Raw genomic sequence first — 25,088 nt, 5'->3', positions numbered from 1 at the left:
GGGGTCCCCGGGTCACCGTACGGAGGACGGCGCGGTCAGGCGCGGGCGCGGTCTGCCTGCACCTCGCTGTCGATCGCGGCGGGGGCGCCGCCGAACTCGTCGGCCACCTCGCCGGCGACGTCGTCCAGCGGCCCGTGCCCGGTGGCGGCGTGCCCGGCCTCGTCGAGCCCGGCGTCGGCCTGCGCGAGCAGCCGGTGGCCGGTGGACAGGACGGCGATGCCGGCGACCACAGCGACCGCGCCGACGGCGAACGGCACGTGCACGTTCGCGGCCTCCGCCAGCTTGCCCGCGGCGAAGGGGGCCAGGCCACCGCCGAGGAACCGGACGAAGCCGTAGGCCGCGGAGGCGACCGGCCGCTCGACCGGGGCGACCAGCATGACCGCCTGCGTGGTCAGCGTGTTGTTGATGCCGATGAACGCGCCGCTGACGATGACGGTGGCGACGAGCACGGGAACGACGTCCGCCCCGATGGCCATGACGACCAGGTCGACGGCGAACAGACTCAGGGCCCCGTACAGCGCGGGCGCGGTGCCGAAGCGGCGCTGCAGGGCCGGGGCGCCGATCACGGAGAAGAAGGCCACCAGGAGGCCCCACCCGAAGAAGACCAGGCCGAGCTGCATCGCCGAGAAGCCCATCGGGAAGGGCGCGAAGCCCATCATCGTGAAGAAGCCCCAGTTGTACAGCAGCGCGGTGATGCTCATGGTCAGCAGCCCGCGGTGGCGCAGCGCCTTCAGCGGCGCGCTGAGGGAGGAGGGCCGGGCCGGTCGCGGCGTCGGGTCGAGCAGGACGACGGTGGCGACCAGCGCGATCGCCATGAGGGCGGAGACGCCGAAGAAGGGGCCGCGCCAGCTGACCTCGCCGAGCAGCCCGCCCAGCAGCGGGCCGGTGGCGATGCCCAGGCCCAGCGCCGCCTCGTAGAGCACGATCGCCCCGGCGAACCCGCCGGCCGCCGAGGCGACGATGACCGCCAGGGACGTGGCGATGAACAGCGCGTTGCCCAGGCCCCAGCCGGCCCGGAAGCCGACGACCTGGCCGACGGTGTCGGAGAACCCCGCCAGGGCGGAGAAGACGACGATCACCACCAGCCCGGCGATCAGGGTGCGCTTGGCGCCCAGCCGGCTGGAGACCCAGTTGGTGCCGAGCATCGCGACCGCGGTGACCACCAGGTAGGAGGTGAACAGCAGGGTCACCTGGCTCGGCGTGGCGTCGAGCTGGGCGGCCAGGGCCGGCAGGATGGGGTCGACCAGGCCGATGCCCATGAAGCTGACCACGCAGGCGAAGGCGACGGCGTAGACCGCCTTGGGCTGCCGGAACATGGAAACGCACACGACCTATAGTTGTACTATCCAACTATTCCGACGCGCCAGCCCTCAGAACCATGACGGGAACCACATCCGGTCGAGCCACTCCGCGTGCGACAGGGGCTGGCCGGTGAGCACCGGGTAGAAGAAGGCGAAGGTCGCCGCCACGACGCCGACGTACAGCGCCACCCCGGCGAGCCCGATCTGGCGGCGCCACGGCACGGCGTCGGGGCGGCCGAGCACGTCCTGCAGCACCAGCACCACGGCGAGGACGAAGAACGGCACCACCGGCGCCGTGTAGAAGACGAACATCGTCCGCTCGGGGTTGAGGAACCACGTCCCCCAGCCGGCGGCGATCGCGGTGGCCGCGACCAGGGCGGCAGGGTCGCGACGGGCCACGAGGCGCCAGGCGAGCCACACCAGCGCCGGCGCGAAGGCGAACCACAGGGTCGGCGTCCCGACCATGAGGATGTACCGGACCACCTGGTCACCGGCGGTGCCGGTGAGCCCCTGCGGGTTCCACAGCAGGATCGGCCGGCCGTCGACCAGCCAGGTCCACGGCCCCGACTCCCACGGGTGCGGCGTCGACAGGCCGTTGTGGAACCGCAGCCACTCCGCGTGCTGGTGCCACAGGGAACGCAGCGCGTCGGGGATGAACGGGAACGCCGTCTCCGGGTGCTGCTGCGCCCAGGCCCTGCCCTGCGAGGTCTCCCCGAGGAACCACCCGGTGAAGCTCGCCAGGTAGGTGAGCACCGGCACCGCCGCCAGCGCCCACAGCGCCCCGGGCAGACCGCGCCGTGCGGCGGTGAGGCCGGGCCGCGGGACGCCGGCCTCGCGCCAGGCGGCGCGGTCCCAGAACAGCGAGAGGACGGCGAAGGCGGCGAGGAAGTACACGCCGCTCCACTTGACCGCGCAGGCGCAGCCGAACAGGAAGCCGGCCGCGATCCGCCACCCGCGCGGGCCGAGCCGGAAGCCTCCCGGGCCGGCCGTGCCCGCCCTGGTGCGCGCCCGGACCCGGTCCCGGTCGACCACCTGGCAGGCCACCGCGGAGACGACGAAGACCTGCAGGAAGACGTCGAGCAGGCCGATCCGCGACAGCGTGAACGACAGCCCGTCCAGGGCCAGCAGCAGCCCGGCGACCAGCCCCAGCACCGTCGACCCGGTCAGCCGCCGGGTCAGCCGGACGAGGACGACGACGGCGACGCTGCCGGCGACCGCCGAGGGCAACCGCCAGCCGAACGAGTCGTAGCCGAACAGGTGGATGCCGGCCGCGATCAGCCACTTGCCCAGCGGCGGGTGGACGATGAACGTGTAGCCGCGGTTGTACTCGTGACCCCACTCGAGCAGCTCGCGGGCCTCGGGCGGGTAGTACGCCTCGTCGAAGAGCAGGTCCGGGGGGTAGGAGAGGTCCCACAGCCGGCTGGCCAACGTGGCGAGGCCCAGCACCGCGGTGAGCACCCACGCCAGCCGGCGGTCGTCCGGCAGCGGCGGCGTGCGGTCACGGCGCGGCCGGGGCGGCGGCCGGCGGCGCACCGCCGTCCCCCGGGCGTCGCCCGGCTCCCGCTCCGTGCGCTCGGGAGCCAGCACCGCCATGGGGTCAGATTAGTGAACGGACCCGCCTGCCCCCCGGCGCTCGGAGAAGGACCCCGTCCTCCCCACCCTTCGCAGGCTCAGGGCGGTGCCCTGGACGGGGCCGGCGGGCCCCTGCAGGCGGGCCTGCGACAGTCGTCGTGACAGGCTCGTCGTCGTGGTCGGACGGCTCGTGCTCGGTGGGGCGCCGCTGGGGCAGCCCGGCGACGTCGGCCCGCGGCTGCGCTCGGTCATGGCCACCGCGGACGTGCTCGCCGTCGAGGACACCCGCCGCCTGCACCGGCTGGCCGCCGACCTCGAGGTGACCCCCACCGGGCGGGTGGTGACCTTCCACGAGTCGGTGGAGCGCTCCCGGCTGCCGGGGCTGCTGGCGGCGCTGGAGCAGGGGCAGACCGTGCTGCTGCTCACCGACGCCGGGATGCCCTCGGTCTCCGACCCCGGCTACACGCTGGTGCGCGCGGCGATCGAGGCCGGGGTCGAGGTCACCTCGGTGCCCGGCCCCTCGGCGGTGACGACGGCGCTGGCGGTGTCCGGCCTGCCGGTCGACCGGTTCTGCTTCGAGGGGTTCCTGCCGCGGCGCGCCGGTGAGCGCCGGTCGCGGCTGGCCGGGCTGGCCGACGAGCGGCGCACGATGGTCTTCTTCGAGTCCCCGCACCGGCTGGCCGACGCGCTCACCGACGCCGCGGCCGCGTTCGGCTCGTCGCGGCCGGCCGCGGTCTGCCGGGAGCTGACCAAGACCCACGAGGAGGTCCGCCGGGGCACGCTCGCCGAGTTGGCCGCGTGGGCCGCCGAGGGCGTGCGCGGGGAGATCACCCTGGTGGTGGGCGGGGCTGCTGCGGCGCCGGCGGCGGTCGACCCGGCGCGGTTGGCCGCGCTCGTGGCGGACGAGGAGGCCGCGGGCGCCACCCGTAAGGACGCCATCCGGGCCGTCGTCGTCCGCACCGGGCTGCCCCGGCGCACCGTCTACGACGCCGTCGTCGCCGCCAGCTCGAGTTGACCCCGTAGTCGGTCGACCCCGTAGGCATGGGAAGCGATACGTGCGTGTGGGCTGCCAGGACGCACGTATCGCTTCCCATGCCCAGGGTGAGACCGTCAGCCGGCGCGGAGCTGGCTGCGACGCGTCCGGTAGACCTCCAGCACGCGGGCGCGGACGCCGTCGGGATCACGCAGCACGTCGGCGTAGGTGAACCGCAGGACCACCCAGCCGGCCGCCGCCAGGGCCCTGTCCCGGGCGAGGTCGGCCTGCCGGTCCTCCGGTGAGGTGTGGTGGCGCGCACCGTCCAGCTCCACGGCCAGCTTCGCCTCCGGCCACGCGCGGTCGAGCCTGACGACGCCCGTGGACAGCTCCACGCGGTACTGCCCGACGCTCGTCGGCAGCGACCGGTGCCGGAACACGCCGAGCACGCCGTGGGCCTCGAGCTCGCTCTGACAGCCGTCCTCGATGAGGTCGATCGTCTGCAGCAGCAGCCGCCGTCCGCCCACGTTCGGCCGCTCCGACAGCGCCTCCCGCAAGAGGGCAGCGGTGGTCAGCCCCCGGCGGGCGACGTCCAGGGCGAGGGGACGGCGCTGGGCCACCGGGAGGAGCGGCCACGAGTCGATGACCGTCCGCGCCAGGGTCGTGACCCGCAGGCCCTGCCGCTGGACGCACTGGGCCGACCCCGGGTCGAACCGCAGTCGGCGGTGCACGACGAGGTCCGGTGCACCCGCGCGCCGGACGCCGTGGTCGACGGTCAGGTGCAGAGGGCGCTCCAACGGGCGCAACCCCCACACGGCCAGCGCCGTCGTGTGACTGAGCGCCGCCTCGGGCCCGGCGTGCAACAGGGCCGCCCGCAACAGCGTCGACTCGTCCTCCGGGCTGCCGCGCAGGCGGTAGACGTGCGGGAAGACCCGGACGAGGTTCCTGCGGCCGACGTGCCCGTCGAGGACGACGGCCGGGACCCGCTCGAGCAGGCGCCGGCGCGTGGCCAGGCCGTCGTCGTCACGGAGCACTGCACGGATCACCGGTCGCCAGTCCACGGCAGGAGGGTGCCGCGGCCGCGGCCCGCCGTGGGACGACAGGCGACGTCCTGTGGACAACCGTCACGGCATCGACCCGTGCTGCCGTACCGGGCATGGGAAGCGATACCTGCGTCCACGGCGCCGTGGACGCAGGTATCGCTTCCCATGCCCGGGGGTCAGAGCCAGCCGTTGCGCTTGAAGCCGCGGTAGAGCAGCAGGCAGACGGCCGCCATGAGCAGCAGCACCAGCGGGTAGCCGTAGTGCCAGTCCAGCTCGGGCATGAAGCGGAAGTTCATCCCGTAGATCCCGGCGATCGCCGTGGGGACGGCGATGATGCCTGCCCACGCCGAGATCCTGCGCATGTCCTCGTTGTCGGCCTGCGAGGTGCGCGCCAACGACGCCTGCAGGATCGAGGTGAGCAGCTCGTCGAGGCCGGCGACCTGGTCGCGCACGCGGATGGCGTGGTCCTCGACGTCGCGGAAGTAGGAGCGCATGGCATCGGGGACGGCGTCCATCCGCCGCTCGGCCAGCCTCTGCAGCGGCACCTCCAACGGGGAGACCGCCCGCCGCAGGGACAACAGCTCCCGCTTGAGCTGGTAGAGCCGGCCGATGTCGTCGATGCGCGTGTCGCTGAAGACCGAGGCCTCCAGCTCGTCGACGTCCCCCTCGACCGCGCCGGCGACGTCGACGAACCCGTCGACCACGTGGTCGGCGACCGCGTAGAGGACCGCCGAGGGGCCCAGGCACATCAGGTCCGGCTGGTCCTCCAGGCTCCGGCGCAACTCGGCCAGGCCGGCGTGTTCGCCGTGTCGCACGGTGATCACGTAGTGGGCGCCGAGGAAGACCATGATCTCGCCGGTGTCCACCACCTCGCTGGTCGCGGTCAGCCGGTCGTGCTCCAGGTAGGTCGCGGTCTTGAACACCATGAACAGGCGGTCGTCGTAGCGCTCGAGCTTGGGCCGCTGGTGGGCGTAGACGGCGTCCTCCACCGCCAGCGGGTGCAGCTGGTAGCGCTCGGCGATCGCGCCCAGCTCCTCCACGGTCGGTGCGTAGAGCCCGAGCCACACGAAGCCGCCCTGTGCGACCGCCTCCCGCAGCGCGTCGTCCGGGTCGACCGGCGCCTGCCGGCGGCCGTCGGCGTAGACCGCGCAGTCGACGACCGGGCCGACCCCCTCGGGCCGGGACGGCGTCGTGCGCGGCGCACCCGCCGTCCGGGGCCGAACCGACGGCGGCACCGAGCGCACTGCCCGGGACGTCCCGCGCGGGACCTCCGTGCCGGTCATCCGCACTCCTCTCGGCCGGAACGACCCAACAGCGTAGGCATGCGCAGCGGCCGCACCCGTGCCACGCTGCCGGGGACGAGCAGCGCTGGCCGACCGGAGGGACGTCGTGGCCGCAGACACGCGCCGGGTGAAGAGCGTCGAGGACTCGATCCGCGACACCGACGAGCCCGAACACCGGCTGAAGCGGAACCTCTCGGGCCTGGACCTCACCGTCTTCGGCGTCGGGGTGATCATCGGCACCGGCATCTTCGTGCTCACCGGCCTGGTCGCCCGGGACCAGGCCGGTCCCGCGGTCGCGGTCTCCTTCGTCATCGCGGGCGTGGTCTGCGGGCTCGCGGCGCTGTGCTACGCCGAGTTCGCCTCCACCGTGCCGGTGGCCGGGTCGGCGTACACGTTCTCCTACGCCACCTTCGGCGAGTTCGTGGCCTGGATCATCGGCTGGGACCTGGTGCTCGAGCTGGCGCTCGGCGGGGCGACGGTGTCGGTCGGCTGGTCGGGCTACCTCAACCAGCTGCTCGACGACATCGGCCTCGCGCTGCCGACGTCCATCGCCGGGGAGGAGGCCACGGTCAACATCCCCGCGATGGTGATCGCCCTGGCCATGACCGGCGTCCTCATCCTCGGCGTCAAGCTCTCGTCCCGGGTCACCGCGGTGGTCGTGGCGATCAAGCTGGCTGTCGTCCTGCTGGTGATCGTGGTCGGGCTGTTCCACCTCGACGCCGACAACTACTCGCCGTTCGTGCCGCCCGCCCAGCCGGCGGCCGAGGGCGAGGTCGGGTGGCACACGCCGCTCATCTCGCTGCTCACCGGGTTCAGCCAGGGCAGCTTCGGCTGGGGCGGCGTCCTGGCCGGGGCGGCGATCGTGTTCTTCGCCTTCATCGGGTTCGACATCGTCGCCACCGCCGCGGAGGAGACCCGCAACCCGGCCAAGGACCTCCCGCGCGGGATCATCGGCTCGCTGACGATCTGCACCGCCCTCTACGTCGCGGTGTCGCTGGTCGTGGTCGGCATGCAGAACTACACGGAGCTCTCCGCGACCGCGCCGCTGGCCGGGGCCTTCGCCGCCAACGGGCTGACCTTCTTCGCCAGCATCATCTCGCTGGGCGCGCTGGCCGGCCTGACCTCGGTGGTCATCATCCTCCTGCTCGGCCAGTCGCGGGTGCTGTTCGCGATGAGCCGCGACCACCTGCTGCCCCCCACCCTGGCGAGGGTGCACCCCCGTTACGGGACGCCGTACCGGATCACCCTCATCACCGGTGTGATCGTCGCTCTCCTCGCCGGCTTCGTACCGCTGAGCACGCTCGCCGAGCTGGTCAACATCGGGACGCTCTTCGCGTTCCTGCTCGTCTCGGTCGGGGTGTGGATCCTGCGCCGCACCCGGCCGGACCTCCCGCGCTCCTTCCGGCTGCCGGCGGTGCAGGTCCTGCCGTGGATCTCGGCGCTCGCCTCCTTCTGGCTGATGCTCAACCTGCCGGCCGACACCTGGCTGCGGTTCGTCATCTGGATGGGAATCGGGGTCGTCGTCTACTTCGGCTACAGCCGCAGCCACAGCCGGATGGCCACCGGCGAGCGCCGTCCCGCGGGGGCGGAGCGCACCTCCCGCTCCTGACCCCTCGGAGGGGTGAGGCCGGCGGCCGCGGAGGTACAGCGGACGCCGGCCCGCGCCGACCCGACCGGTGACCGTCGTCCCCGGCCAGGGAGAGCAGCCCCGTGGCGAGCACCGTCCTCGATGCCCGCGAGACCCCGACCGCGGCGCCGTCCCGAGTCCGGCGCCGGCCGCCGGCGTCCGTCCTGGGGGCCGCCGCGGTCGGCGGGGCAGAGGCCGTGGCGCTCGTCGCCGGCGGGCTCACCGGGCTCGACGGGCTGCTGCTCACCCCGCTGCGCACCTCGGGCGGGCTCGTCGCGACCGTCGTGCTGCTGCTCGCCGGCTGGGTGGTGCTGTGCGCCGGGGGGAGCGCGCTGCTGGCCGACGGGTCGGGCCGGCGGGTGTACACGGGCGTGGCCGTCGCCGAGATCGCGCTGGCGGGCGCCCTGTTCGTGGCCACGGTGGTGACGCCGCTGCCCGTCGTGCTGCCGACCACCCTGCCGCTGCCCGCGCTGGCGCTGCTGGCCCTGGGCCTGCCGGTCGGGAAGCTGCTGCTCGCCGGCGCCCCGTCGGCGGTGGCCTGGGTGGTGGAGGGGCCCCGCGCCCCGCTCCGCCGCCCCGAGCCGGCCGCCGCGGGCCCCCGGCTGCGAGCCGCCACGCTCGCGGTCATCGGGCTCGCCCTGGTGGCGGTCGCCCTCACCACCCCGGCGCCCGCCGCGGCCCCCGACGTCCCGACGACGGCAGGGTCCGGCCGGCGCTGAACCGGGTGGACGGCGCGGCCTAGGCTCGTGCCGTGAGTGATCGGCACATCCTGACCGCCGTGGCCTGGCCCTACGCCAACGGCCCGCGGCACATCGGCCACGTCTCCGGCTTCGGCGTCCCCTCCGACGTCTTCAGCCGCTACCACCGCATGGTGGGGGACCGGGTGCTGATGGTCAGCGGCACCGACGAGCACGGGACGCCGATCACCGTCGCCGCCGACGCCGAGGGCGTGACCCCGCGGGAGATCGCCGACCGCAACAACCGCATCATCGTCGGCGACCTGGCCTCGCTGGGGCTCTCCTACGACCTGTTCACCCGGACGACGACGGCCAACCACGCCGCGATCAGCCAGGAGATCTTCCTGGGGCTGCTGAAGAACGGCTACGTCTTCCCCAAGACGACGCTCGGCGCGATCAGCCCGTCGACCGGGCGCACCCTGCCCGACCGCTACATCGAGGGCACCTGCCCCATCTGCGGCTACGACGGCGCCCGCGGCGACCAGTGCGACAACTGCGGCAACCAGCTCGACCCGGTCGACCTGATCGACCCGCGCAGCCGGATCAACGGGGAGCGGCCTGCGTTCGTCGAGGAGGAGCACTACTTCCTCGACCTGCCCGCGTTCAGCAAGGCGCTGGCCGACTGGCTGGACAGCCGCCGGGGCTGGCGGCCCAACGTCCTCAACTTCGCCAAGAACCTGCTCCCCGACCTCAAGCCGCGCAGCTACACCCGCGACATCGACTGGGGCGTGCCGGTGCCGCTCGAGGGCTGGCGCGACCGCCCGGACAAGCGCATCTACGTCTGGTTCGACGCCGTCGTCGGCTACCTGTCGGCGTCGATCGAGTGGGCCCGCCGCTCCGGCGCCCCCGACGCCTGGCGCCAGTGGTGGCAGACGCCGGACGCGGACGCCTACTACTTCATGGGCAAGGACAACATCGTCTTCCACGCCGAGATCTGGCCGGCGCAGCTGCTCGGCTACGACGGCGAGGGCGACAAGGGCGGCACCCCGGGCTCGCTGGGCCGGCTGAACCTGCCCACCGAGGTGGTCTCCAGCGAGTTCCTCACCATGGAGGGGCGCAAGTTCTCGTCGTCCCGCCACGTGGTGATCTACGTGCGCGACTTCCTCGCCCGCTACGACGCCGACGCGCTGCGCTACTTCATCGCCGTCGCCGGCCCGGAGACGCAGGACACCGACTTCACCTGGGCGGAGTTCCTCCGCCGCAACAACGACGAGCTGGTCGCCGGCTGGGGCAACCTGGTCAACCGCACCGTCTCGATGGCGGCCAAGAACGTCGGCGCCGTCCCCGCGCCGGGCGAGCTGACCGACGCCGACCGCGCCCTGCTGACCTCGACGACGGGTGCGTTCGGGTCGATCGGTGAGCTGCTGTCCCGCAACCGGCAGAAGGCCGCGGCCACGGAGGCGATGCGGGTGGTCGGGGAGGCGAACAAGTACCTCTCCGACCAGGCGCCGTGGAAGCTCAAGGAGGACCCCGCCCGCCGGGACACCGTGCTGCACACCGCGCTGCAGGCGGTCAGCGACTGCAACGCGCTGCTGACCCCGTTCCTGCCGCACTCGGCGCAGAAGGTGCACGAGCTGCTCGGCGGCACCGGCGTGTGGTCGCCGGCCCCGCGCGTCGAGGAGGTCACCGACCTCGACGACGGCTCGCCCTACCCGGTGATCACCGGCGACTACGACGCCGCGCAGGCGGTGTGGGCGTCCCGACCGCTGGAGCCGGGGACGCCGCTCTCGCCGCCCACGCCGGTGTTCCGCAAGCTCGACGAGTCGATCGTCGCCGACGAGCTGCGCCGGCTGGAGGAGGGCGAGTGAGGGCCTTTGTGGCCACAATGGCCCCTCGGGGGGCGGGGTGAGCCGGCCGGCCGGCGCCCGCGCCGACCGGCGGGGGGAGCCACCGCCGTCCCCGGAGCCGCTGCCGGCGCCGGCGGTGGACAGCCACACCCACCTCGACATCGTCCTCGGCGAGGAGGGTCGGACGGCGGACGACGGGCAGGTGGACGCCGAGATCGCCGCCGCCGCGGCCGTCGGCGTCCCCCGCCTGGTGCAGGTCGGGGTGGACGTCGCCTCCTCGCGGTGGTCGGCCGAGCTCGCCGCCCGGCACCCCAACGTGCTGGCCGCGGTCGCCGTCCACCCGAACGAGGCCGGCGCCGGCGCGGCGACCGACGACGCCCTGGCCGAGATCGACCGGCTGGCGGCGCTGCCCCGGGTGCGCGCGGTGGGGGAGACCGGCCTGGACCGCTTCCGCACCGGGCCCGAGGGCTGGGCGGCGCAGGAGGCGTCGTTCCGCGCGCACGTCCGCATCGCCCAGGAGCGCGGGGTCGCGCTGGTCGTCCACGACCGGGACGCGCACACCGACGTCCTGCGGGTGCTCGAGGACGAGGGCACGCCCGAGCACACCGTCCTGCACTGCTTCTCCGGGGACGCGGCGTTCGCCGCGGCCTGCGTCGAGCGCGGCTTCGTGCTCTCCTTCGCCGGGACGGTGACCTTCGCCAACGCCGGGCGCCTGCGGGAGGCGGCGGCCCGCACGCCGCTCGACCAGCTCCTGGTGGAGACCGATGCGCCGTTCCTCACGCCCGTGCCCCACCGCGGCCGGCCCAACGGCTCCCGGCTGGTGCCGCTGACCGTCCGGGCGCTGGCCGAGGTCACCGGCGTGGACCTGCCCCGGCTCTGCGCGGCGCTCACGGAGAACGCCGAGCGCGTCTTCGGCTCCTGGTAGGAGGACCCCGCTGCCCCCACGCCTCGTTGAAGGACCCCGTCCTCCCCATGAAGGACCCCCTTGCCCCCCCGCCACTCGCAGGCTGGCCTCGCCCGGAGGCTCAGCCCGAGCTCGCGAGGGTTGAGAGGGGCGAGGTCCTTCTACCTGCAAGGGGGCCGTCAGGGCTCGGTAGAAGGACCCTCCTGCCCCCGCCACTCGCAAGCTCGTGACGGGCCCCTGCAGGAGGGCCGCCGGGACGGGGCCGGCGGGGCCCTGCAGCGGGGCCGGCCGGGTGCGGGGCTGGAGGGTCCCCTGAGGAGGAGGAAGGACTCGCGGCTCCGCGCAGCGGGGACGGCACGTGGTGGCGGTGTCGCCCGGGAGGGCGACAATCGACACCGTGGGCCGCCTCATCGCCGTCGTGCTCTTCGTCGCCGTGCTGGTCCCCGGTGTCCTCCTCGCCCGCGCCTGGGCCCTGGCCGCCGGCCGCCGGGCCGTCGCGGCCGCGGCGGTCGGGTTCGCCACCCCCACGCCGGAGGGCCTGGCCACGGTCCGGCGCCAGGCGCAGCACGGACGGCGGGTCCGCCAGCTGGGCTTCCTGCTCGGGCTGGTCGGGATCGTGGTGAGCATCGTGCTGTTCGCCGAGGCCTCGGTCTTCCTCTGGGCGCCGGCCCTCGGCGCCGGGCTGCTGCTGGGCGTCGTCCTGGCCGAGGCGACGCGGCCCCGGCCGCGCTGGCGGGCCAGCTCCCCGGCCCGCCGGCCCCGGCGCTCGGAGCAGATCTCGCTCGTCCTGCTGTGGGCGATGCGCGTGCTCGTGGTCGCCGAGCTGGTGACCGCCGTCCTCCTGTGGCAGCGCGACGAGCTGCCCGACTCGGTGGGCGGGGTGGCCCTCGTCGTCCCCCTCGCGGCCTGGGCGCTGGCCGAGCTGGCGCTGCTGCGCACCCTCGCCCGGCCGCTGCCGGCCGAGGGCGCCGACGTGCCGGTCGACGAGGCGCTGCGCACGTGGACGGCGCACCTGGTGACCGCGGCGACGAGCGTGCTGGCCCTGCTGCCGCTGGGCACGCTGCTGCTGGCCGCCGGCATCGACCTCGGCGACCGGGTCACCCAGGGGTTCGACCTGGTGCCCGTCGCGCTGGTGGCCAGCGGGTTCGCCGCGCTGGCGGCAGGGCTGGCGGTCGCGGTCTTCCTGGTGACCTGGCTGCGGCCGCTGCGCGTCGACGACCGGGCGCTGACCCGCTGAACCCGGTCGCGGCCGCCGCGACGCCCGCCTGACCTCGACCGCCTCCTGCGCAACGGGCGACCCGGCCGGCCTCCCCCGGCACGTGGCCGACCGTGCGGGTCGGCGCGTCGTCATGTCGGCACGGCGACCCCCTGGTTCACTGCGTGACGCACCGTCGTCAGACATGTCGTCTGCGTCATTGGATCGTGACCGGTCGGGATGGGGTCCGACCCGGAGGGCGCCGCGAGCGGGAGCCTCGCCTCCCGGTCGCGGCGCCGTCCGGGCCGGGGCGCGCTCGGCGCCCGCCAGCCGGCGGGTGCCCGCGCCGTCCTCTGCCCGGGTCCGTGGCCCCGGAGAAGAGTCGTGCCCCGATCGCTGAAGCTCGTCCTGTTCGCCCTGGTCCTGCTCGGACTGGTGGGCGGGTCCGTGGCCTTCGCCGCCGCGCGGAAGTCCCTGACCCTCACCGTCGACGGGCAGGCGCGGCAGGTGGACACCTACGCCGACACCGTCGGTGAGGTGCTCGAGGAGGAGGGGCTGCAGACCCGGGCGCACGACGTCGTCCTGCCCGACCCCGGGGCCGCCGTGGGCGACGGCGACACCGTCGTCGTCAACCGGGCCCGGCCGCTGCAGCTGACCGTGGACGGCGTGCAGAGCGAGGTCTACGTGACCGCGCTGTCGGTCGACGAGGCGCTCGAGCAGCTCGGCTACCGCGCCGAGGGCCTGGTGGTCTCGGCCAGCCGCAGCGAGCGCCTCCCGCTCGACGGCATGGCGCTGTCGATCACCACGCCCAAGGAGGTCACCCTCGTCGTCGACGGGCAGCAGCGCGTCGTGACCACCACCGCGGCCACCGCCGGCGACCTGCTCGCCGAGCAGGGCGTCACCCTGGGCCCGACCGACCGCACCAGCGTCCCCCCCGACCAGGCGCTGGTGGACCGGACGCGGCTGCAGGTCTTCCGCGTCCGGGTCAGCGAGGTCACCCAGGAGACCGCCATCGCGCACGGCCGGGTCGAGACCGACGACCCGGAGGCCTTCGAGGGCGAGCGGACCGTCACCCGGGCCGGCGTGGACGGCGAGCGGACCACCACCTACCGGGTCACCGTCGTCGACGGCGTGGAGACCGAACGCGAGCAGGTGGGCACGCAGGTCACCCGCGAGCCGGTCGACGAGCTGGTCGGCGTGGGCACCAAGGAGCGCCCCGCGGCCGCCGCCCCTGCGACCTCCACCAGCGGGCTGGACTGGGACGCGCTGGCCCGGTGCGAGGCCGGCGGCAACTGGTCGATCGACTCCGGCAACGGCTACTACGGTGGTCTGCAGTTCAACCAGTCCACCTGGCTGGCCAACGGCGGCGGCCAGTACGCGTCGTACCCGCACCAGGCGACCCGCGAGCAGCAGATCGCCGTCGGGGAGCGGCTGTACGCCGCCCGGGGCGCCTCGCCGTGGCCGTCGTGTGGGCGCCGCCTCTGAGCCGACGGGACGACCCTGAGCACTCCTCCCCAGCCATCCCCCGAGCTGCTGGGTCCGGTCGCCATCCGCGACCTGGCCCGGCAGCTCGAGCTGCGCCCCACCAAGACCCTCGGGCAGAACTTCCTGCACGACGCCAACACCATCCGGCGCATCGTGCGGACCGCCGAGCTCACCGGTGAGGACGTCGTCCTCGAGGTCGGCCCCGGCCTGGGCTCGCTGACCCTCGGGCTGCTGCCCGTCGCCGCGCACGTCACCGCGGTCGAGATCGACCCCCGGCTGGCCGCCCGGCTGCCGCGCACGGTGGCCGAGCGCGCGCCCGCGCTGGCCGGCCGGCTCACCGTCGTCGCGGCCGACGCGCTGCGGATCGCCGAGCTGCCGGGGCCGGCGCCCACCGCGCTGGTGGCCAACCTGCCGTACAACGTGGCGGTGCCCGTCCTGCTGCACCTGCTGGAGCTCCTGCCTCCGCTGCGGCGCGCCCTGGTCCTCGTCCAGGCCGAGGTCGCCGAGCGGCTCGCCGCCGCCCCCGGGACACCCGCCTACGGCGTGCCGTCGGTCAAGGCGGCCTGGTACGGCGAGGTCCGGCGCGCGGGTACCGTGGGCCGGCGCGTCTTCTGGCCCGAGCCCAACGTCGACTCCGGGCTGGTGGCGCTGGTGCGCCGTCCGCCGCCCCCCGGCGACCGGGCCGCCACCTTCGCCGTCGTCGACGCCGCCTTCGCCTCCCGGCGCAAGAGCCTGCGCGCGGCGCTGGCCCGCTGGGCCGGCGGCCCCGCGGCCGCCGAGGCGCGGCTGCGCGCCGCCGGCATCGACCCGGCCACCCGCGGCGAGCAGCTGTCGGTCGCCGACTTCGCCCGGCTGGCCGCGACCGGGGACCCGGCATGAGCTGGTCCTCACCCGGCGGGCCGGGCCGGCTGGCCGGGGACGGCGCCGTCGTCGCCCGCGCCCCCGCCAAGGTCAACGTGCACCTGGCGGTGGGCCCGCTGCGCTCCGACGGCTTCCACGCACTGCGCACCGTCTACCTCGCGGTCTCCCTGTTCGACACGGTCACCGTCCGCCCGGGCCGCGGCCTCTCGCTGACCGTGACCGGCGAGGGGACGACGGGCCGCGGCCCGGACGCCGTCCCGACCGACCGCCGCAACCTGGTCTGGCGCGCCGCCGAGCTGCTCGCCGACCGGGCCGGGGTGCCCGCCGACGCGGCCATCGCGGTCGACAAGTCGATCCCCGCCGCCGCGGGCCTGGCCGGCGGCAGCGCGGACGCCGCCGCGGCGCTGGTCGCCCTCGACGCGCTGTGGGGCACCCACGCCACCCGCGGCGAGCTGACCGCGCTCGCCGCCGAGCTGGGCAGCGACGTCCCGTTCGGCCTGCTCGGCGGGGTGGCCCTCGGCTCCGGCCGCGGCGAGCAGCTCTCCCCGGTGCTGGCCCGCCGCCGCTGGCACTGGGTGCTCGGCATCGCCGCGGAGGGGTTGTCGACGCCGGCGGTCTACGCCGAGCTCGACCGGCTGCGCGCCGAGGGCCGGGTGCCCGACGGCGCGCAGCTCGCCTCGCCCGAGCCGGTCATCGCCGCGCTGCGCAGCGGGCCGGTGCCGGCACTGGCCGCGGCCCTGGGCAACGACCTGCAGACCCCCGCGGTGTCGCTGCGGCCGGACCTGCGCCGGGCGCTGCGCGCGGCGACCGGCGCCGGCGCCGCCGCGGCGATCGTCAGCGGCTCGGGCCCGACCGTGGCCGCGCTCGTCGAGGACGAGGACGCCGCGGTGCGGATGACCGCTTCGCTGGCCGGCGAGGGCGTCTACCGCACCGTGCGGGCGGTGCACGGCCCCGTCCCCGGCGCGCGGCTGGTCGGCTGAAGGACCCCCCTTGCCCCCCACCGGAGAAGGACCCTCCTGCCCCCCACCGCTCGCAGGCTCGCGGCGGGACCCTGCAGGAGGGCCGGCGGCGGGGTCCTGCAAGGGGGCCGGGGTCCGGTCGACGGCGGACGTCCCCGGCCTCCGCGTCGCGGACCGATCCGGGCGGACTCCCTCATCTAGGCTCGGCCCGGGGCGCCGGCACCGTCCGGCGCCCGGCGGCCGTCGTCTGCGGCGGCCGCCGGTGGGGGATGGGGTAATCGGCAGCCCGCCGGCCTTTGGAGCCGGGAGGTCTCGGTTCGAGTCCGAGTCCCCCAGCGACGCCGACGCTCGAGGACCGAGGAGATCCGTGACCGTTCCGCCGCCGCAGCCGGGCCCGACCCAGGACGGGGTCGCCGCCGTCGTCGTCCTCGCCGCCGGGCAGGGCACCCGGATGAGGTCGTCACTGCCCAAGGTGCTGCACACCCTCGGCGGCCGCAGCATGCTCGGCCACGTGCTGGCCGCCACCGCGCCGCTGGCTGCCCGGCACACCCTCGTGGTGGTCGGCGCCGGCCGGGAGGCGGTCGAGGAGCACCTGGCCGCCGTCGCCCCCGACGCCCGGCCGGTGGTGCAGGAGGAGCAGCGCGGCTCCGGGCACGCCGCCGCGGTGGCGCTGGCCGCCGTCCCGGACCTCGAGGGCCCGGTGCTGCTGGTCAACGGCGACGCGCCGCTGCTGCGCCCGGAGACGGTCGCCGCGCTGGTCGACGCCCACCGCCGCGCCGGCAACGTGCTGACCGTGCTCACCGCCGAGGTCGAGGACCCCGCCGGCCTGGGCCGGATCGTGCGGGACGCCGACGGCGCGGTGCGGGCCATCGTCGAGGAGTGCGACGCCACCCCCGAGCAGCGGGCCATCCGCGAGGTCAACGCCGGCGTGTACGTGGCCGACGCCGCCACCCTCCGCCGGGTCCTGGCCGGCCTCGCGACGGACAACGCGCAGGGCGAGCAGTACCTCACCGACGTGCTGGCCCCCTTGGCCGAGGGCGGCGCCCCGGTCGGCGGCGTCCCCGCGGAGGACCCGGTCGACGTCCTCGGCTGCAACGACCGCCGCGAGCTGGCCGCCCGCCGCCGCACGCTCAACGACCGGGTGCTCGACGCGCTGATGCGCTCCGGGGTCACCGTGGTCGACCCCGCGACCACGTGGGTCGACGTCACCGTCACCGTCGAGCCGGACGCCCTGATCGAGCCCGGCGTCCAGCTGCGGGGGGTGACGTCGGTGGCCACCGGTGCGGTCGTGGGGCCCGACAGCACGCTGGTCGACACCGCGGTCGGCCAGGGTGCCGGCGTGGTGCGGGCGCACTGCGTGGACGCCGAGATCGGACCGGACGTGTCGGTGGGGCCCTTCGCCCATCTGCGGCCCGGCACCCGGCTGCGGGTCGGCGCCAAGGTCGGCACCTTCGTGGAGACGAAGAACGCGGAGGTGGGGGAGGGCTCGAAGGTCCCGCACCTGTCCTACGTCGGGGACGCCACCATCGGGGTGGGCACGAACATCGGCGCGGCCACCGTCTTCGTCAACTACGACGGGGTGGCCAAGCACCACACGACGATCGGCGACCACGCCCGCACCGGCGCGGACAACATGTTCGTGGCGCCGGTGACCGTCGGGGACGGCGCCTACACCGCGGCCGGGTCGGTGATCACCAGCGACGTCCCGCCGGGGGCGATGGGTGTCGCGCGGGCGCGGCAGCGGAATGTGGCAGGCTGGGTGCGCCGGCGCCGTCCGGGGACGGCCGCCGCGAAGGCCGCCGAGGCGGCCGGGGAGGCACCGGCCGACACGGGGACGACGGCGTCCGAGCCGCGGCGGACGACGGCCTGACGAGAGCGACGACCACCAGGGGTAGATGAGCCGATGAGCGTCATCCGGCAGACCACCAGCAAGAGCCTGATGCTCTTCTCCGGCCGGGCCTACCCCGAGCTCGCCGACGAGATCGCCGGCCACCTGGGCGTCACCCCCACCCCGACGGCGGCCTACGAGTTCGCCAACGGCGAGCTGTTCGTCCGCTTCGAGGAGTCCGTGCGCGGCTCGGACGCCTTCATCGTGCAGAGCCACACGGCGCCGATCAACACCTGGCTCATGGAGCAGCTGCTCATGGTCGACGCCGCCAAGCGCGCCTCGGCCAAGCGGATCACCGTCGTCGCCCCCTTCTTCCCCTATGCCCGCCAGGACAAGAAGCACCGCGGCCGCGAGCCCATCTCCGCCCGCCTGGTCGCCGACATGTTCAAGACGGCCGGCGCCGACCGGCTGATGACCGTCGACCTGCACACCGCGCAGATCCAGGGCTTCTTCGACGGCCCGGTCGACCACCTGTTCGCCCTCGACCTGCTCGTCGGCCACGTGTGCGCGCACTGGGGCGACCGCGAGCTCACCGTCGTGTCGCCGGACTCCGGCCGGGTGCGGGTCTCGGAGAGGTGGAGCGACAAGCTCGGCGGCGTCCCGCTGGCCTTCATCCACAAGACCCGTGACCCGATGCGGCCCAACGAGGTCGTCGCCAACCGGGTCGTCGGCGACGTCGAGGGCCGGGTCTGCATCCTGGTCGACGACATGATCGACACCGGCGGCACGATCGTGAAGGCCGCCGAGACGCTGTTCGAGGCCGGCGCCGCCGACGTCATCGTCACCGCCACCCACGGCGTGCTCTCCGGCCCGGCGGTCGACCGGCTCAAGAACAGTCAGATCAGCGAGGTCATCGTGACCAACACGCTGCCCATCGAGCCGGCCCGCCAGTTCGACAAGCTGACCGTGCTCTCCATCGCCCCGCTGCTGGCCCGGGCGATCCGGGAGGTCTTCGAGGACGGCTCGGTCACGAGTCTCTTCGACGGAGCTGGTTGACGGTCCGCCGAGCGGGGGCCCGGAGGGCCTCCCGATGCGGGCCGTGCCCCGACTCCGCGAAGCGGGTCCGGCCGAGTGGGGGCCCGGCCGGTCCCCCGCGGGCGGACGGGAGGGGCTCAGCGCCGCAGGGGTACGGCCCGCGGTGTCGTCCGGAGGACGACTAGAGTGGTAGAGCCCGGCGAGGGAGCGGCTGCTGCTGTCTCCGTGATCGACGTGCGTGTGCCCGTGGAGGGCGTGCCGCGCCGTGTGCCGGCCGCAGACGCCAGACCCACCTCCCGAGGAGCACACCACCGTGGCTGACTTCCGTCTCGTCGCCGAGGCCCGCACCGAGTTCGGCAAGGGCAGCGCCCGCCGCACCCGCCGGGCCGGCCGCGTCCCCGCCGTCCTCTACGGGCACGGCCAGGACGTCGTGCACCTGTCGCTGCCGGCCCGCGAGTTCGCCGCGGCGCTGCGCAACGGCGGCAGCAACGTCCTGATCACCGTCGTCCTCGACGGTCGCGAGCAGTTGGCCCTGCCCAAGGCCGTGCAGCGCGACCCGCTGACCCGCGTCCACGAGCACGTCGACCTGCTGGTCGTGCGCCGCGGCGAGAAGGTCACCGTCGACGTCCCCGTGCACGTCGTCGGCGAGGCCGCCCCCGACACCCTGCTCAGCATCGAGCTGAACACCGTCTCGCTCGAGGCCGAGGCCACCCACATCCCCGAGACCGTCGAGGTCGACGTCACCGGCCACGAGGCCGGCCACGGCGTCCCCGCCGGTGAGCTCACCCTCCCGAGCGGTGTCACCCTGCTGACCGACCCCGACGCGCTGGTCGTCAGCGTCCTGGCCGCGCCCACCGCCGAGGCCCTCGAGGCCGAGCTCGCCGAGGCCGAGGCCGGCATCGAGCGCGAGGGTTCCGCGCCAGCCGAGGAGGGCGTCGGCGAGGGCGACGTCGTCTCCGAGCCGCAGGACCAGGGCAGCGGCGAGTCGATGGAGTCCGCCGAGAGGGGCTGAGGTCCGCTGAGCGAGAACACCCCCCGCAGGGGCGCCGGCGATGCCGGCGCCCCTGCGGCCCCCTCCGCGGGTCCCTTCCTCGTCGTCGGGCTGGGCAACCCCGGCCCCTCCTACGCCGGCAATCGGCACAACGTCGGCGCGGTGGTGCTCGACGAGCTGGCCGAGCGGGCCGGCGTCCGGCTCTCGTCGGGCAAGGGAGCCCGGGCCCGCGCGCTGGCCGGCGAGGGGCGCCTGGCCGGCCGCCGGGTGGTCCTGGCCCGGCCCACCACCTACATGAACGAGTCGGGTGGCCCGGTCCGCGGGCTGCTCGACTACCACCACCTCCCGGCCACCGACCTCGTCGTGCTGCACGACGAGCTCGACCTGCCCTTCGCCAGCGTGCGGCTCAAGCGCGGCGGCGGGGAGGGCGGGCACAACGGCCTGCGGTCGATCTCCCGCTCCCTCGGCACGAGGGACTACCTGCGGGTGCGCATCGGCATCGGCCGCCCGCCCGGCCGGCAGGACCCGGCCGACTTCGTGCTCAAGGACTTCGCGGCTCCCGAGCGCAGGGAGCTCGGCCTGCTGGTCGCCGAGGCGGCCGACGCGACCGAGGAGCTCCTCGTCCGCGGCCTCGAGGGCGCGCAGAACCTCGTCCACCCCCGCAGCTGACCCCCGGCCGGGCCGGCCCGCCGTGGTCGACGCCCGGTGACCGAGGACCGGTCGCGGCGCTGCCCTCCCGGGTGAACCGGGCCGGGGCGCCGCCTCCCCTTCGGGTGAACGGTCACGCTCCGTGTTGACCGTGCCGGTGACCGTCGGTGAGGGTCGAGCCCGCGTCAGGGGGAGCGCAGCACGGGCACCCGGTCCCAGGGGCCGGTCGGCCGCCGCGAGCGGCTCCTCCCGACCACGGATTCCGTACGTCCGGGGGGAAACGTGCTGCTCGACCACTCCGAGGGTCGGCTGGGGACGGCGTTGCGCCGGCCCGAGGCCGACACCGTCCTCGACCGTCCGCTGCCGCCAGCCGTCGGACGCCAGGCCCACGCGTGGGTGCCGCGGTACTCCCTCGTGCTCACCGCCGTGGAGGCGCTCGCCGCCGCCGCCACCGGGGCGGTCGTCCTCGCCGCCCGCGCGCACGACGTCCCCGCCGGCGGCGTCCCGGTGTGGTCCGCCCTCGCCCTGGTCGCGGTCTGGCCGGCTCTGCTGCACGCCACCGGCGCCCACTCCGAGCGGCTCTTCGGCACCGGCAGCGACGAGTACCGCGCGGTCGGCCGGGCCGGCTTCCTCCTGCTCGCCGCCGTCGGGTTCCTCTCCTACGCCGCCCAGCTCGACCTGAGCCGCGCGCTCGTGGTGGTCGCGCTCCCGGCGCTGGTCCTGGCCACGCTCGTCGTCCGCGTCGCCGCCCGCTGCACGCTGCGCGCCCTGCGGGCGCACGGCTGGTGCACCACCCGGGTCGTCGTCGTCGGCCGCGGGAGCGCCGTCCTGGAGCTGGTCGACCGCATCCGCCGCGACGACCACGCCGGGCTGCGGGTGGTCGCCGCCTGCGTCACCCCGGACGACCGGGCACGGGTCGCCGCGGCCGCCGGGGTGCCGGTCGGCGCGCTGGACGACGTCCTCGCCGTCGCCACCCGGCACGGGGCCGACACCGTCGCCGTCACCTCCGCCAGCGAGACCGCGGCGCACTACCTGCGCCGGTTGTCCTGGCAGCTGGAGGGCACCGACATCGAGCTGCTCGTCGCGCCCGGGCTGATCGAGGTCGCCGGGCCCCGGCTGCACATCCGCCCCTTCGAGGGGCTGCCCCTGCTGTCGGTGGAGCAGCCGCGGTTCACCGGGTGGCAGCGGGTGCTCAAGGGCGGCCTGGACCGCGCCGCCGCCGGGCTCGCGCTGGTCCTGCTCGCCCCGGTGCTGCTGGCCATCGCCGCGGCGGTGGCGCTGAGCAGCCCGGGCCCGGTGCTCTACCGGCAGCAGCGGGTGGGGGTGAACGGGGAGACGTTCACCATGCTCAAGTTCCGCAGCATGGTCGTCGACGCCGACCGCCAGGTCGACGTGCTGCGCGCGCGGAACACCTCCGACGGGCTGCTGTTCAAGATGCGCACCGACCCACGGGTCACGCCGGTCGGCCGCTGGCTGCGCCGGCTGTCCCTGGACGAGCTGCCCCAGCTGGTCAACGTGCTCGGCGGTTCGATGGCGCTCGTCGGTCCCCGGCCGCCCCTGCCGGAGGAGGTGGCCCGCTACGACACCTCGGTCAGCCGCCGGCTGCTGGTCAAGCCGGGCCTGACCGGGCTGTGGCAGATCTCCGGCCGCAGCGACCTGCCGTGGGAGGAGGCGGTGCGCCTCGACCTGCGCTACGTGGAGAACTGGTCGCTGACCCTCGACCTGCTCATCCTGACCAAGACCGTGCGCGCCGTCCTCAGCCGCTCCGGCGCCTACTGACGGAGGGCCCTCCGCGCAGGGACCCGCCGAGCGCGGCGGGTGACCCGTGCGGGTGAGGCCGTCCCCCGTGGGCTCCACCGGCGCCCGCGTGCCGCCGATCCCCACCTCCGGACGAGGTGACCGGTGCGTTCCGCACCGGTCGTCGACGACGGTCCGGCCACGTCCCGGACCCGACGGATCGGAGGTCAGGTGGACAGGCTCCGCATCGCCATGGTGGGCACGCGCGGCGTCCCCGCCCGGTACGGCGGCTTCGAGACCGCCGTCGAGGAGGTCGGCCGCCGGCTGGCCGACCGCGGCCACGAGGTGGTCGTCTACTGCCGCACCGTGCCCGGCGGGGCCGAGCCGCCGCCGGCCGAGCACCAGGGCATGCGGCTGGTGCACCTGCCCGCCGCCCGCCTGCGCGCGCTGGAGACCCTGAGCCACACGGCGCTGTCGGTGCGCCACCTGGTCACCCACCGCACCGACGCGGCGATCGTGTTCAACGCGGCCAACTCCCCGCTGCTGCCCGCCCTGCGGGCGGCCCGCATCCCCGTCGCCACGCACGTCGACGGGCTGGAGTGGAAGCGGGCGAAGTGGGGCCCGACCGGACGCCGCTACTACCGGGTGGCCGAGGCGCTGGCCGTGCGCTGGTCGGACGTCCTCATCGCCGACGCGCAGGGCATCGCCGACTACTACCGCGACGCCTTCGCCGCCCCCACCACGCTGCTGACCTACGGCGCGCCGCTGATCGAGCCCGGCGCCGACCGGCTGGCCGAGCTCGGCCTGCAGCCGCGCGGCTACCACCTGGTCGTCGCCCGCTTCGAGCCGGAGAACCACGTCGACGTCATCGTCGAGGGCTACGCGGCCAGCGCCGCGACCAGGCCGCTGGTGGTCGTCGGCTCGGCGCCGTACGCCGACGCCTACACCCGCCGGGTGCACGCCCTCGCCGACTGCCGGGTGCGCTTCCTCGGCGGCGTGTGGGACCAGGAGCTGCTCGACCAGCTCTACGCGAACTGCTGCACCTACCTGCACGGTCACTCGGTCGGCGGCACCAACCCCTCGCTGCTGCGCGCGATCGGCGCGGGAGCGGCGGTCACCGCCTTCGACGTCGACTTCAACCGCGAGGTGCTTGCCGACGCCGGCCGCTTCTTCCGGACCCCGGCGGACGTCGCCCGCGAGCTGGCCGCGGTCGAGGCCGACCCGGACGGCGTGGCCCGCGCCGGCGAGCGCGCCCGGGAGCGGGCGGCCGGCTACGACTGGGGCGAGGTGGCCGTCGGCTACGAGGAGCTGGCCCGCCACCTGGCGGCCCGGCGCTACCCGCGCCGGCGCCCCTCCGGACGGCGCAGACCCGCCTCCGCGGACGCCACCACCCCGCCGGTACCCGGCGTGCCCGGGGCGGCCGTCGTGCTCGCACCGGCCGTCGTCCCTGCACCGGCCGTCGTCCCTGCACCGGCCGTCGTCCCTGCACCGGCCGTCGTCCCTGCACCGGCCCCCACCCCGGCGGTGGAGGACCTCCCGGTGGGCCGGCGGTGACCGTCACCGCCGCGCCCCGGCCCCGGGAGACGGTGGCCGACACCGTGCGCCGGCTCGGGACCGCCCAGAAGGGCGCGCAGGGCGCTCCGGCCTACTCCCGCTTCGTCAACCGGAGTCTGGGCCGGCTGGTCGCGGCGCTGGCCTTCCACGCCGGCTGGACGCCCAACGCGGTCACCGCCGTCAGCGCGGCCTGGACCGCCACCGGCCTGGCCGTGCTCGCCCTCGCCCCGCCCGGCTGGGGCACCGGCCTGCTGGCGTCGGTCTGCCTGGCCGTCGGCTACGCCCTCGACTCCGCCGACGGGCAGCTGGCCCGGCTGCGCGGCGGCGGCTCGCCGGCCGGTGAGTGGCTCGACCACATGGTCGACGCGGCCAAGACCTCGACCCTGCACCTGGCGGTGCTGGTCGGCCTCTACCGCTCCGAGGTGGTCGACCGCGGCCCGTGGCTGCTGGTGCCGCTGGGCTACTGCGTCGTCGCCGCGGTGCTGTTCTTCGGCACGGTGCTCAACGAGGCCCTGCGGGAACGGCACGGCGCCGTGACCCGGGCCCAGCCGACCGCCGGGCGGCCCAGCGTGCTGCGCTCGCTGCTCGTGGTGCCCACCGACTACGGGCTGCTGTGCTGGGTCTTCGTGCTCCTGGGGGCGCCGGCCGTCTTCCTCGGCGCCTACTGCCTGTTCTTCGCCGCCACCGCCGTCTACCTGGCCCTGGCGTGCGTCAAGTGGTTCGCCGAGATCGGGAGGTTGGTCCGATGAGCACCCACCACGACGACGGGACGCCGACGGCGACCCGGACCCCGCAGGTCCGCGCACCGCGCCGGCGCCGGTGGCCGGTGGCCGCGGCGGCCGCGCTGCTGGTCGCCGTCCTCGGGCTGGTGCTGCTGCTCCAGCGCGGGGACGGGGAGGAGCCCGCCGGCGCCGGTGCCGGGGCGGCGCCGTCCACGGTCGCCCCCGCCGGGGTCAGCGGCACCGTGCCGCCGCCCCCGCCGACCCCGGAGCCGACCGGCCCGACCGAGGACGTCGACGAGCCGCCGCCGTCCCTCCCGCAGGTACCGTTGGACGCGCCGGCCGCGGCCGGCAACGGCATCGTGGTCACGATCCCGCAGCTGGAGGCGATCGAGGGCAGCGCCGTCGGCCCGGGCAACATCGCCGGGCCCGCGCTGCGGCTGACCGCGCGGATCCAGAACGGCACCGCGGCGCCGGTCCCGCTGTCCGGCGTGGCGGTGAACCTCTCCTACGGTCCCGACCGGACGCCGGCGTCACCGCTGGAGGACGTCTCGCAGCGGCCCTTCGCCGGCACGGTGCAGCCGGGGCAGTCCGCCGACGGGGTGTACGTGTTCACCGTCCCCGCGGACGCCCGGGACGCGGTGACCGTGGAGGTCGGCTACCAGGCCGGCGCTCCGCTGCTGCTGTTCACCGGGGACGCCTCCTGACCCCGCGCTGACCCACCCCTGACGACCCCCACCCCTGACGACCCCCGCCGCCGCGAGCCTCGCGGCGGCGGGGGTCGTCGGCGTTTCCGAGCGGTTCGGACGGACCCCGGCGTCCTCACCGAGAGTGACTTCCGGGCCCCCC

General features: G+C 75.4%; 21 protein-coding genes and 1 tRNA gene. 18 read left to right on the top strand and 4 right to left on the bottom strand.

Going from position 1 to position 25,088, the window contains the following annotated elements; genetic code table 11:
• Nucleotides 1-35 precede the first annotated feature (35 nt).
• Nucleotides 36-1,328: an MFS transporter gene (locus DQ238_RS18520; RefSeq protein WP_233496093.1), complete on the bottom strand. Its 1,293-nt coding sequence runs from the start codon at nt 1,326-1,328 to the stop codon at nt 36-38.
• A gap of 42 nt (nt 1,329-1,370) precedes the next feature.
• Complete coding sequence (locus DQ238_RS18515) at nt 1,371-2,894, bottom strand: dolichyl-phosphate-mannose--protein mannosyltransferase (protein ID WP_113782725.1); 1,524 nt, start codon at nt 2,892-2,894, stop codon at nt 1,371-1,373.
• Nucleotides 2,895-3,048: 154 nt separating this feature from the next.
• On the opposite strand from DQ238_RS18515, the gene rsmI reads away from it, so the two are divergent.
• Nucleotides 3,049-3,888, top strand: a complete 840-nt coding sequence (gene rsmI, locus DQ238_RS18510; protein ID WP_113782724.1) for a 16S rRNA (cytidine(1402)-2'-O)-methyltransferase — start codon at nt 3,049-3,051, stop codon at nt 3,886-3,888.
• Nucleotides 3,889-3,983: 95 nt separating this feature from the next.
• On the opposite strand, the gene DQ238_RS18505 is transcribed toward rsmI, so the two are convergent.
• Both DQ238_RS18505 and corA read right to left on the bottom strand, forming a co-directional pair.
• Nucleotides 3,984-4,907: a DUF559 domain-containing protein gene (locus DQ238_RS18505; protein ID WP_113782723.1), complete on the bottom strand. Its 924-nt coding sequence runs from the start codon at nt 4,905-4,907 to the stop codon at nt 3,984-3,986.
• Nucleotides 4,908-5,065: 158 nt separating this feature from the next.
• Nucleotides 5,066-6,172, bottom strand: coding sequence for a magnesium/cobalt transporter CorA (corA, locus tag DQ238_RS18500; RefSeq protein ID WP_113782722.1), 1,107 nt, complete (start codon nt 6,170-6,172; stop codon nt 5,066-5,068).
• A gap of 106 nt (nt 6,173-6,278) precedes the next feature.
• On the opposite strand from corA, the gene DQ238_RS18495 reads away from it, so the two are divergent.
• From DQ238_RS18495 to DQ238_RS18415, 17 genes are all read left to right on the top strand, one after another.
• The gene (locus tag DQ238_RS18495; RefSeq protein WP_113782721.1) at nt 6,279-7,781 is read left to right on the top strand and encodes an amino acid permease; all 1,503 of its coding nucleotides are present in this window, start codon (nt 6,279-6,281) and stop codon (nt 7,779-7,781) included.
• A 101-nt stretch (nt 7,782-7,882) separates the two neighbouring features.
• Nucleotides 7,883-8,518, top strand: coding sequence for a hypothetical protein (locus tag DQ238_RS18490; RefSeq protein WP_113782720.1), 636 nt, complete (start codon nt 7,883-7,885; stop codon nt 8,516-8,518).
• Between the two features lie 32 nt (nt 8,519-8,550).
• The gene (gene metG / locus DQ238_RS18485; RefSeq protein ID WP_113782719.1) at nt 8,551-10,344 is read left to right on the top strand and encodes a methionine--tRNA ligase; all 1,794 of its coding nucleotides are present in this window, start codon (nt 8,551-8,553) and stop codon (nt 10,342-10,344) included.
• A 37-nt stretch (nt 10,345-10,381) separates the two neighbouring features.
• Complete coding sequence (locus DQ238_RS18480) at nt 10,382-11,248, top strand: TatD family hydrolase (protein ID WP_113782718.1); 867 nt, start codon at nt 10,382-10,384, stop codon at nt 11,246-11,248.
• 376 nt (nt 11,249-11,624) lie between these two features.
• Nucleotides 11,625-12,464 carry a hypothetical protein gene (locus tag DQ238_RS18475; RefSeq protein ID WP_113782717.1) on the top strand — a complete coding sequence of 280 codons (840 nt, stop codon included), beginning with the start codon at nt 11,625-11,627 and terminating at the stop codon, nt 12,462-12,464.
• Nucleotides 12,465-12,806: 342 nt separating this feature from the next.
• Entirely contained in the window at nt 12,807-13,907 is a 1,101-nt protein-coding gene (locus DQ238_RS18470) for a resuscitation-promoting factor (RefSeq protein ID WP_113782716.1), read from the top strand.
• A 15-nt stretch (nt 13,908-13,922) separates the two neighbouring features.
• Complete coding sequence (rsmA, locus tag DQ238_RS18465) at nt 13,923-14,786, top strand: 16S rRNA (adenine(1518)-N(6)/adenine(1519)-N(6))-dimethyltransferase RsmA (RefSeq protein WP_113782715.1); 864 nt, start codon at nt 13,923-13,925, stop codon at nt 14,784-14,786.
• Nucleotides 14,783-15,748 (top strand): 4-(cytidine 5'-diphospho)-2-C-methyl-D-erythritol kinase, encoded by a 966-nt coding sequence (locus DQ238_RS18460; protein WP_113782714.1) that lies wholly within the window; start codon nt 14,783-14,785, stop codon nt 15,746-15,748. Before rsmA ends, DQ238_RS18460 begins: the two co-directional genes overlap by 4 nt.
• A 242-nt stretch (nt 15,749-15,990) precedes the next feature.
• Nucleotides 15,991-16,063, top strand: a tRNA-Gln gene (locus DQ238_RS18455).
• Between the two features lie 31 nt (nt 16,064-16,094).
• Nucleotides 16,095-17,597: a bifunctional UDP-N-acetylglucosamine diphosphorylase/glucosamine-1-phosphate N-acetyltransferase GlmU gene (gene glmU / locus DQ238_RS18450; RefSeq protein ID WP_113782713.1), complete on the top strand. Its 1,503-nt coding sequence runs from the start codon at nt 16,095-16,097 to the stop codon at nt 17,595-17,597.
• A gap of 33 nt (nt 17,598-17,630) precedes the next feature.
• Complete coding sequence (locus DQ238_RS18445; RefSeq protein ID WP_113782712.1) at nt 17,631-18,611, top strand: ribose-phosphate diphosphokinase; 981 nt, start codon at nt 17,631-17,633, stop codon at nt 18,609-18,611.
• A 292-nt stretch (nt 18,612-18,903) separates the two neighbouring features.
• On the top strand, nt 18,904-19,602 hold the full coding sequence (locus DQ238_RS18440; protein ID WP_113782711.1) for a 50S ribosomal protein L25/general stress protein Ctc: 699 nt from the start codon (nt 18,904-18,906) through the stop codon (nt 19,600-19,602).
• A gap of 6 nt (nt 19,603-19,608) precedes the next feature.
• Nucleotides 19,609-20,250, top strand: coding sequence for an aminoacyl-tRNA hydrolase (gene pth / locus DQ238_RS18435; RefSeq protein WP_113782710.1), 642 nt, complete (start codon nt 19,609-19,611; stop codon nt 20,248-20,250).
• Nucleotides 20,251-20,511: 261 nt separating this feature from the next.
• The gene (locus DQ238_RS18430; protein ID WP_233496091.1) at nt 20,512-22,008 is read left to right on the top strand and encodes a sugar transferase; all 1,497 of its coding nucleotides are present in this window, start codon (nt 20,512-20,514) and stop codon (nt 22,006-22,008) included.
• Nucleotides 22,009-22,197: 189 nt separating this feature from the next.
• Complete coding sequence (locus DQ238_RS18425) at nt 22,198-23,520, top strand: DUF1972 domain-containing protein (RefSeq protein WP_233496090.1); 1,323 nt, start codon at nt 22,198-22,200, stop codon at nt 23,518-23,520.
• Nucleotides 23,517-24,269, top strand: coding sequence for a CDP-alcohol phosphatidyltransferase family protein (locus DQ238_RS18420; protein ID WP_199506441.1), 753 nt, complete (start codon nt 23,517-23,519; stop codon nt 24,267-24,269). The genes DQ238_RS18425 and DQ238_RS18420 overlap by 4 nt, the downstream gene beginning before the upstream one ends.
• Nucleotides 24,266-24,946, top strand: coding sequence for a hypothetical protein (locus DQ238_RS18415; RefSeq protein ID WP_113782709.1), 681 nt, complete (start codon nt 24,266-24,268; stop codon nt 24,944-24,946). The genes DQ238_RS18420 and DQ238_RS18415 overlap by 4 nt, the downstream gene beginning before the upstream one ends.
• Nucleotides 24,947-25,088: the final 142 nt, after the last annotated feature.

Origin of the sequence: Geodermatophilus sp. TF02-6 (assembly GCF_003319115.1) — a bacterium.
In the GTDB taxonomy this organism is placed as follows: Bacteria; Actinomycetota; Actinomycetes; order Mycobacteriales; family Geodermatophilaceae; genus Geodermatophilus.
Note: the sequence above shows the minus strand (reverse complement) of the source record. Positions and strands in the feature narration are given on the sequence as shown.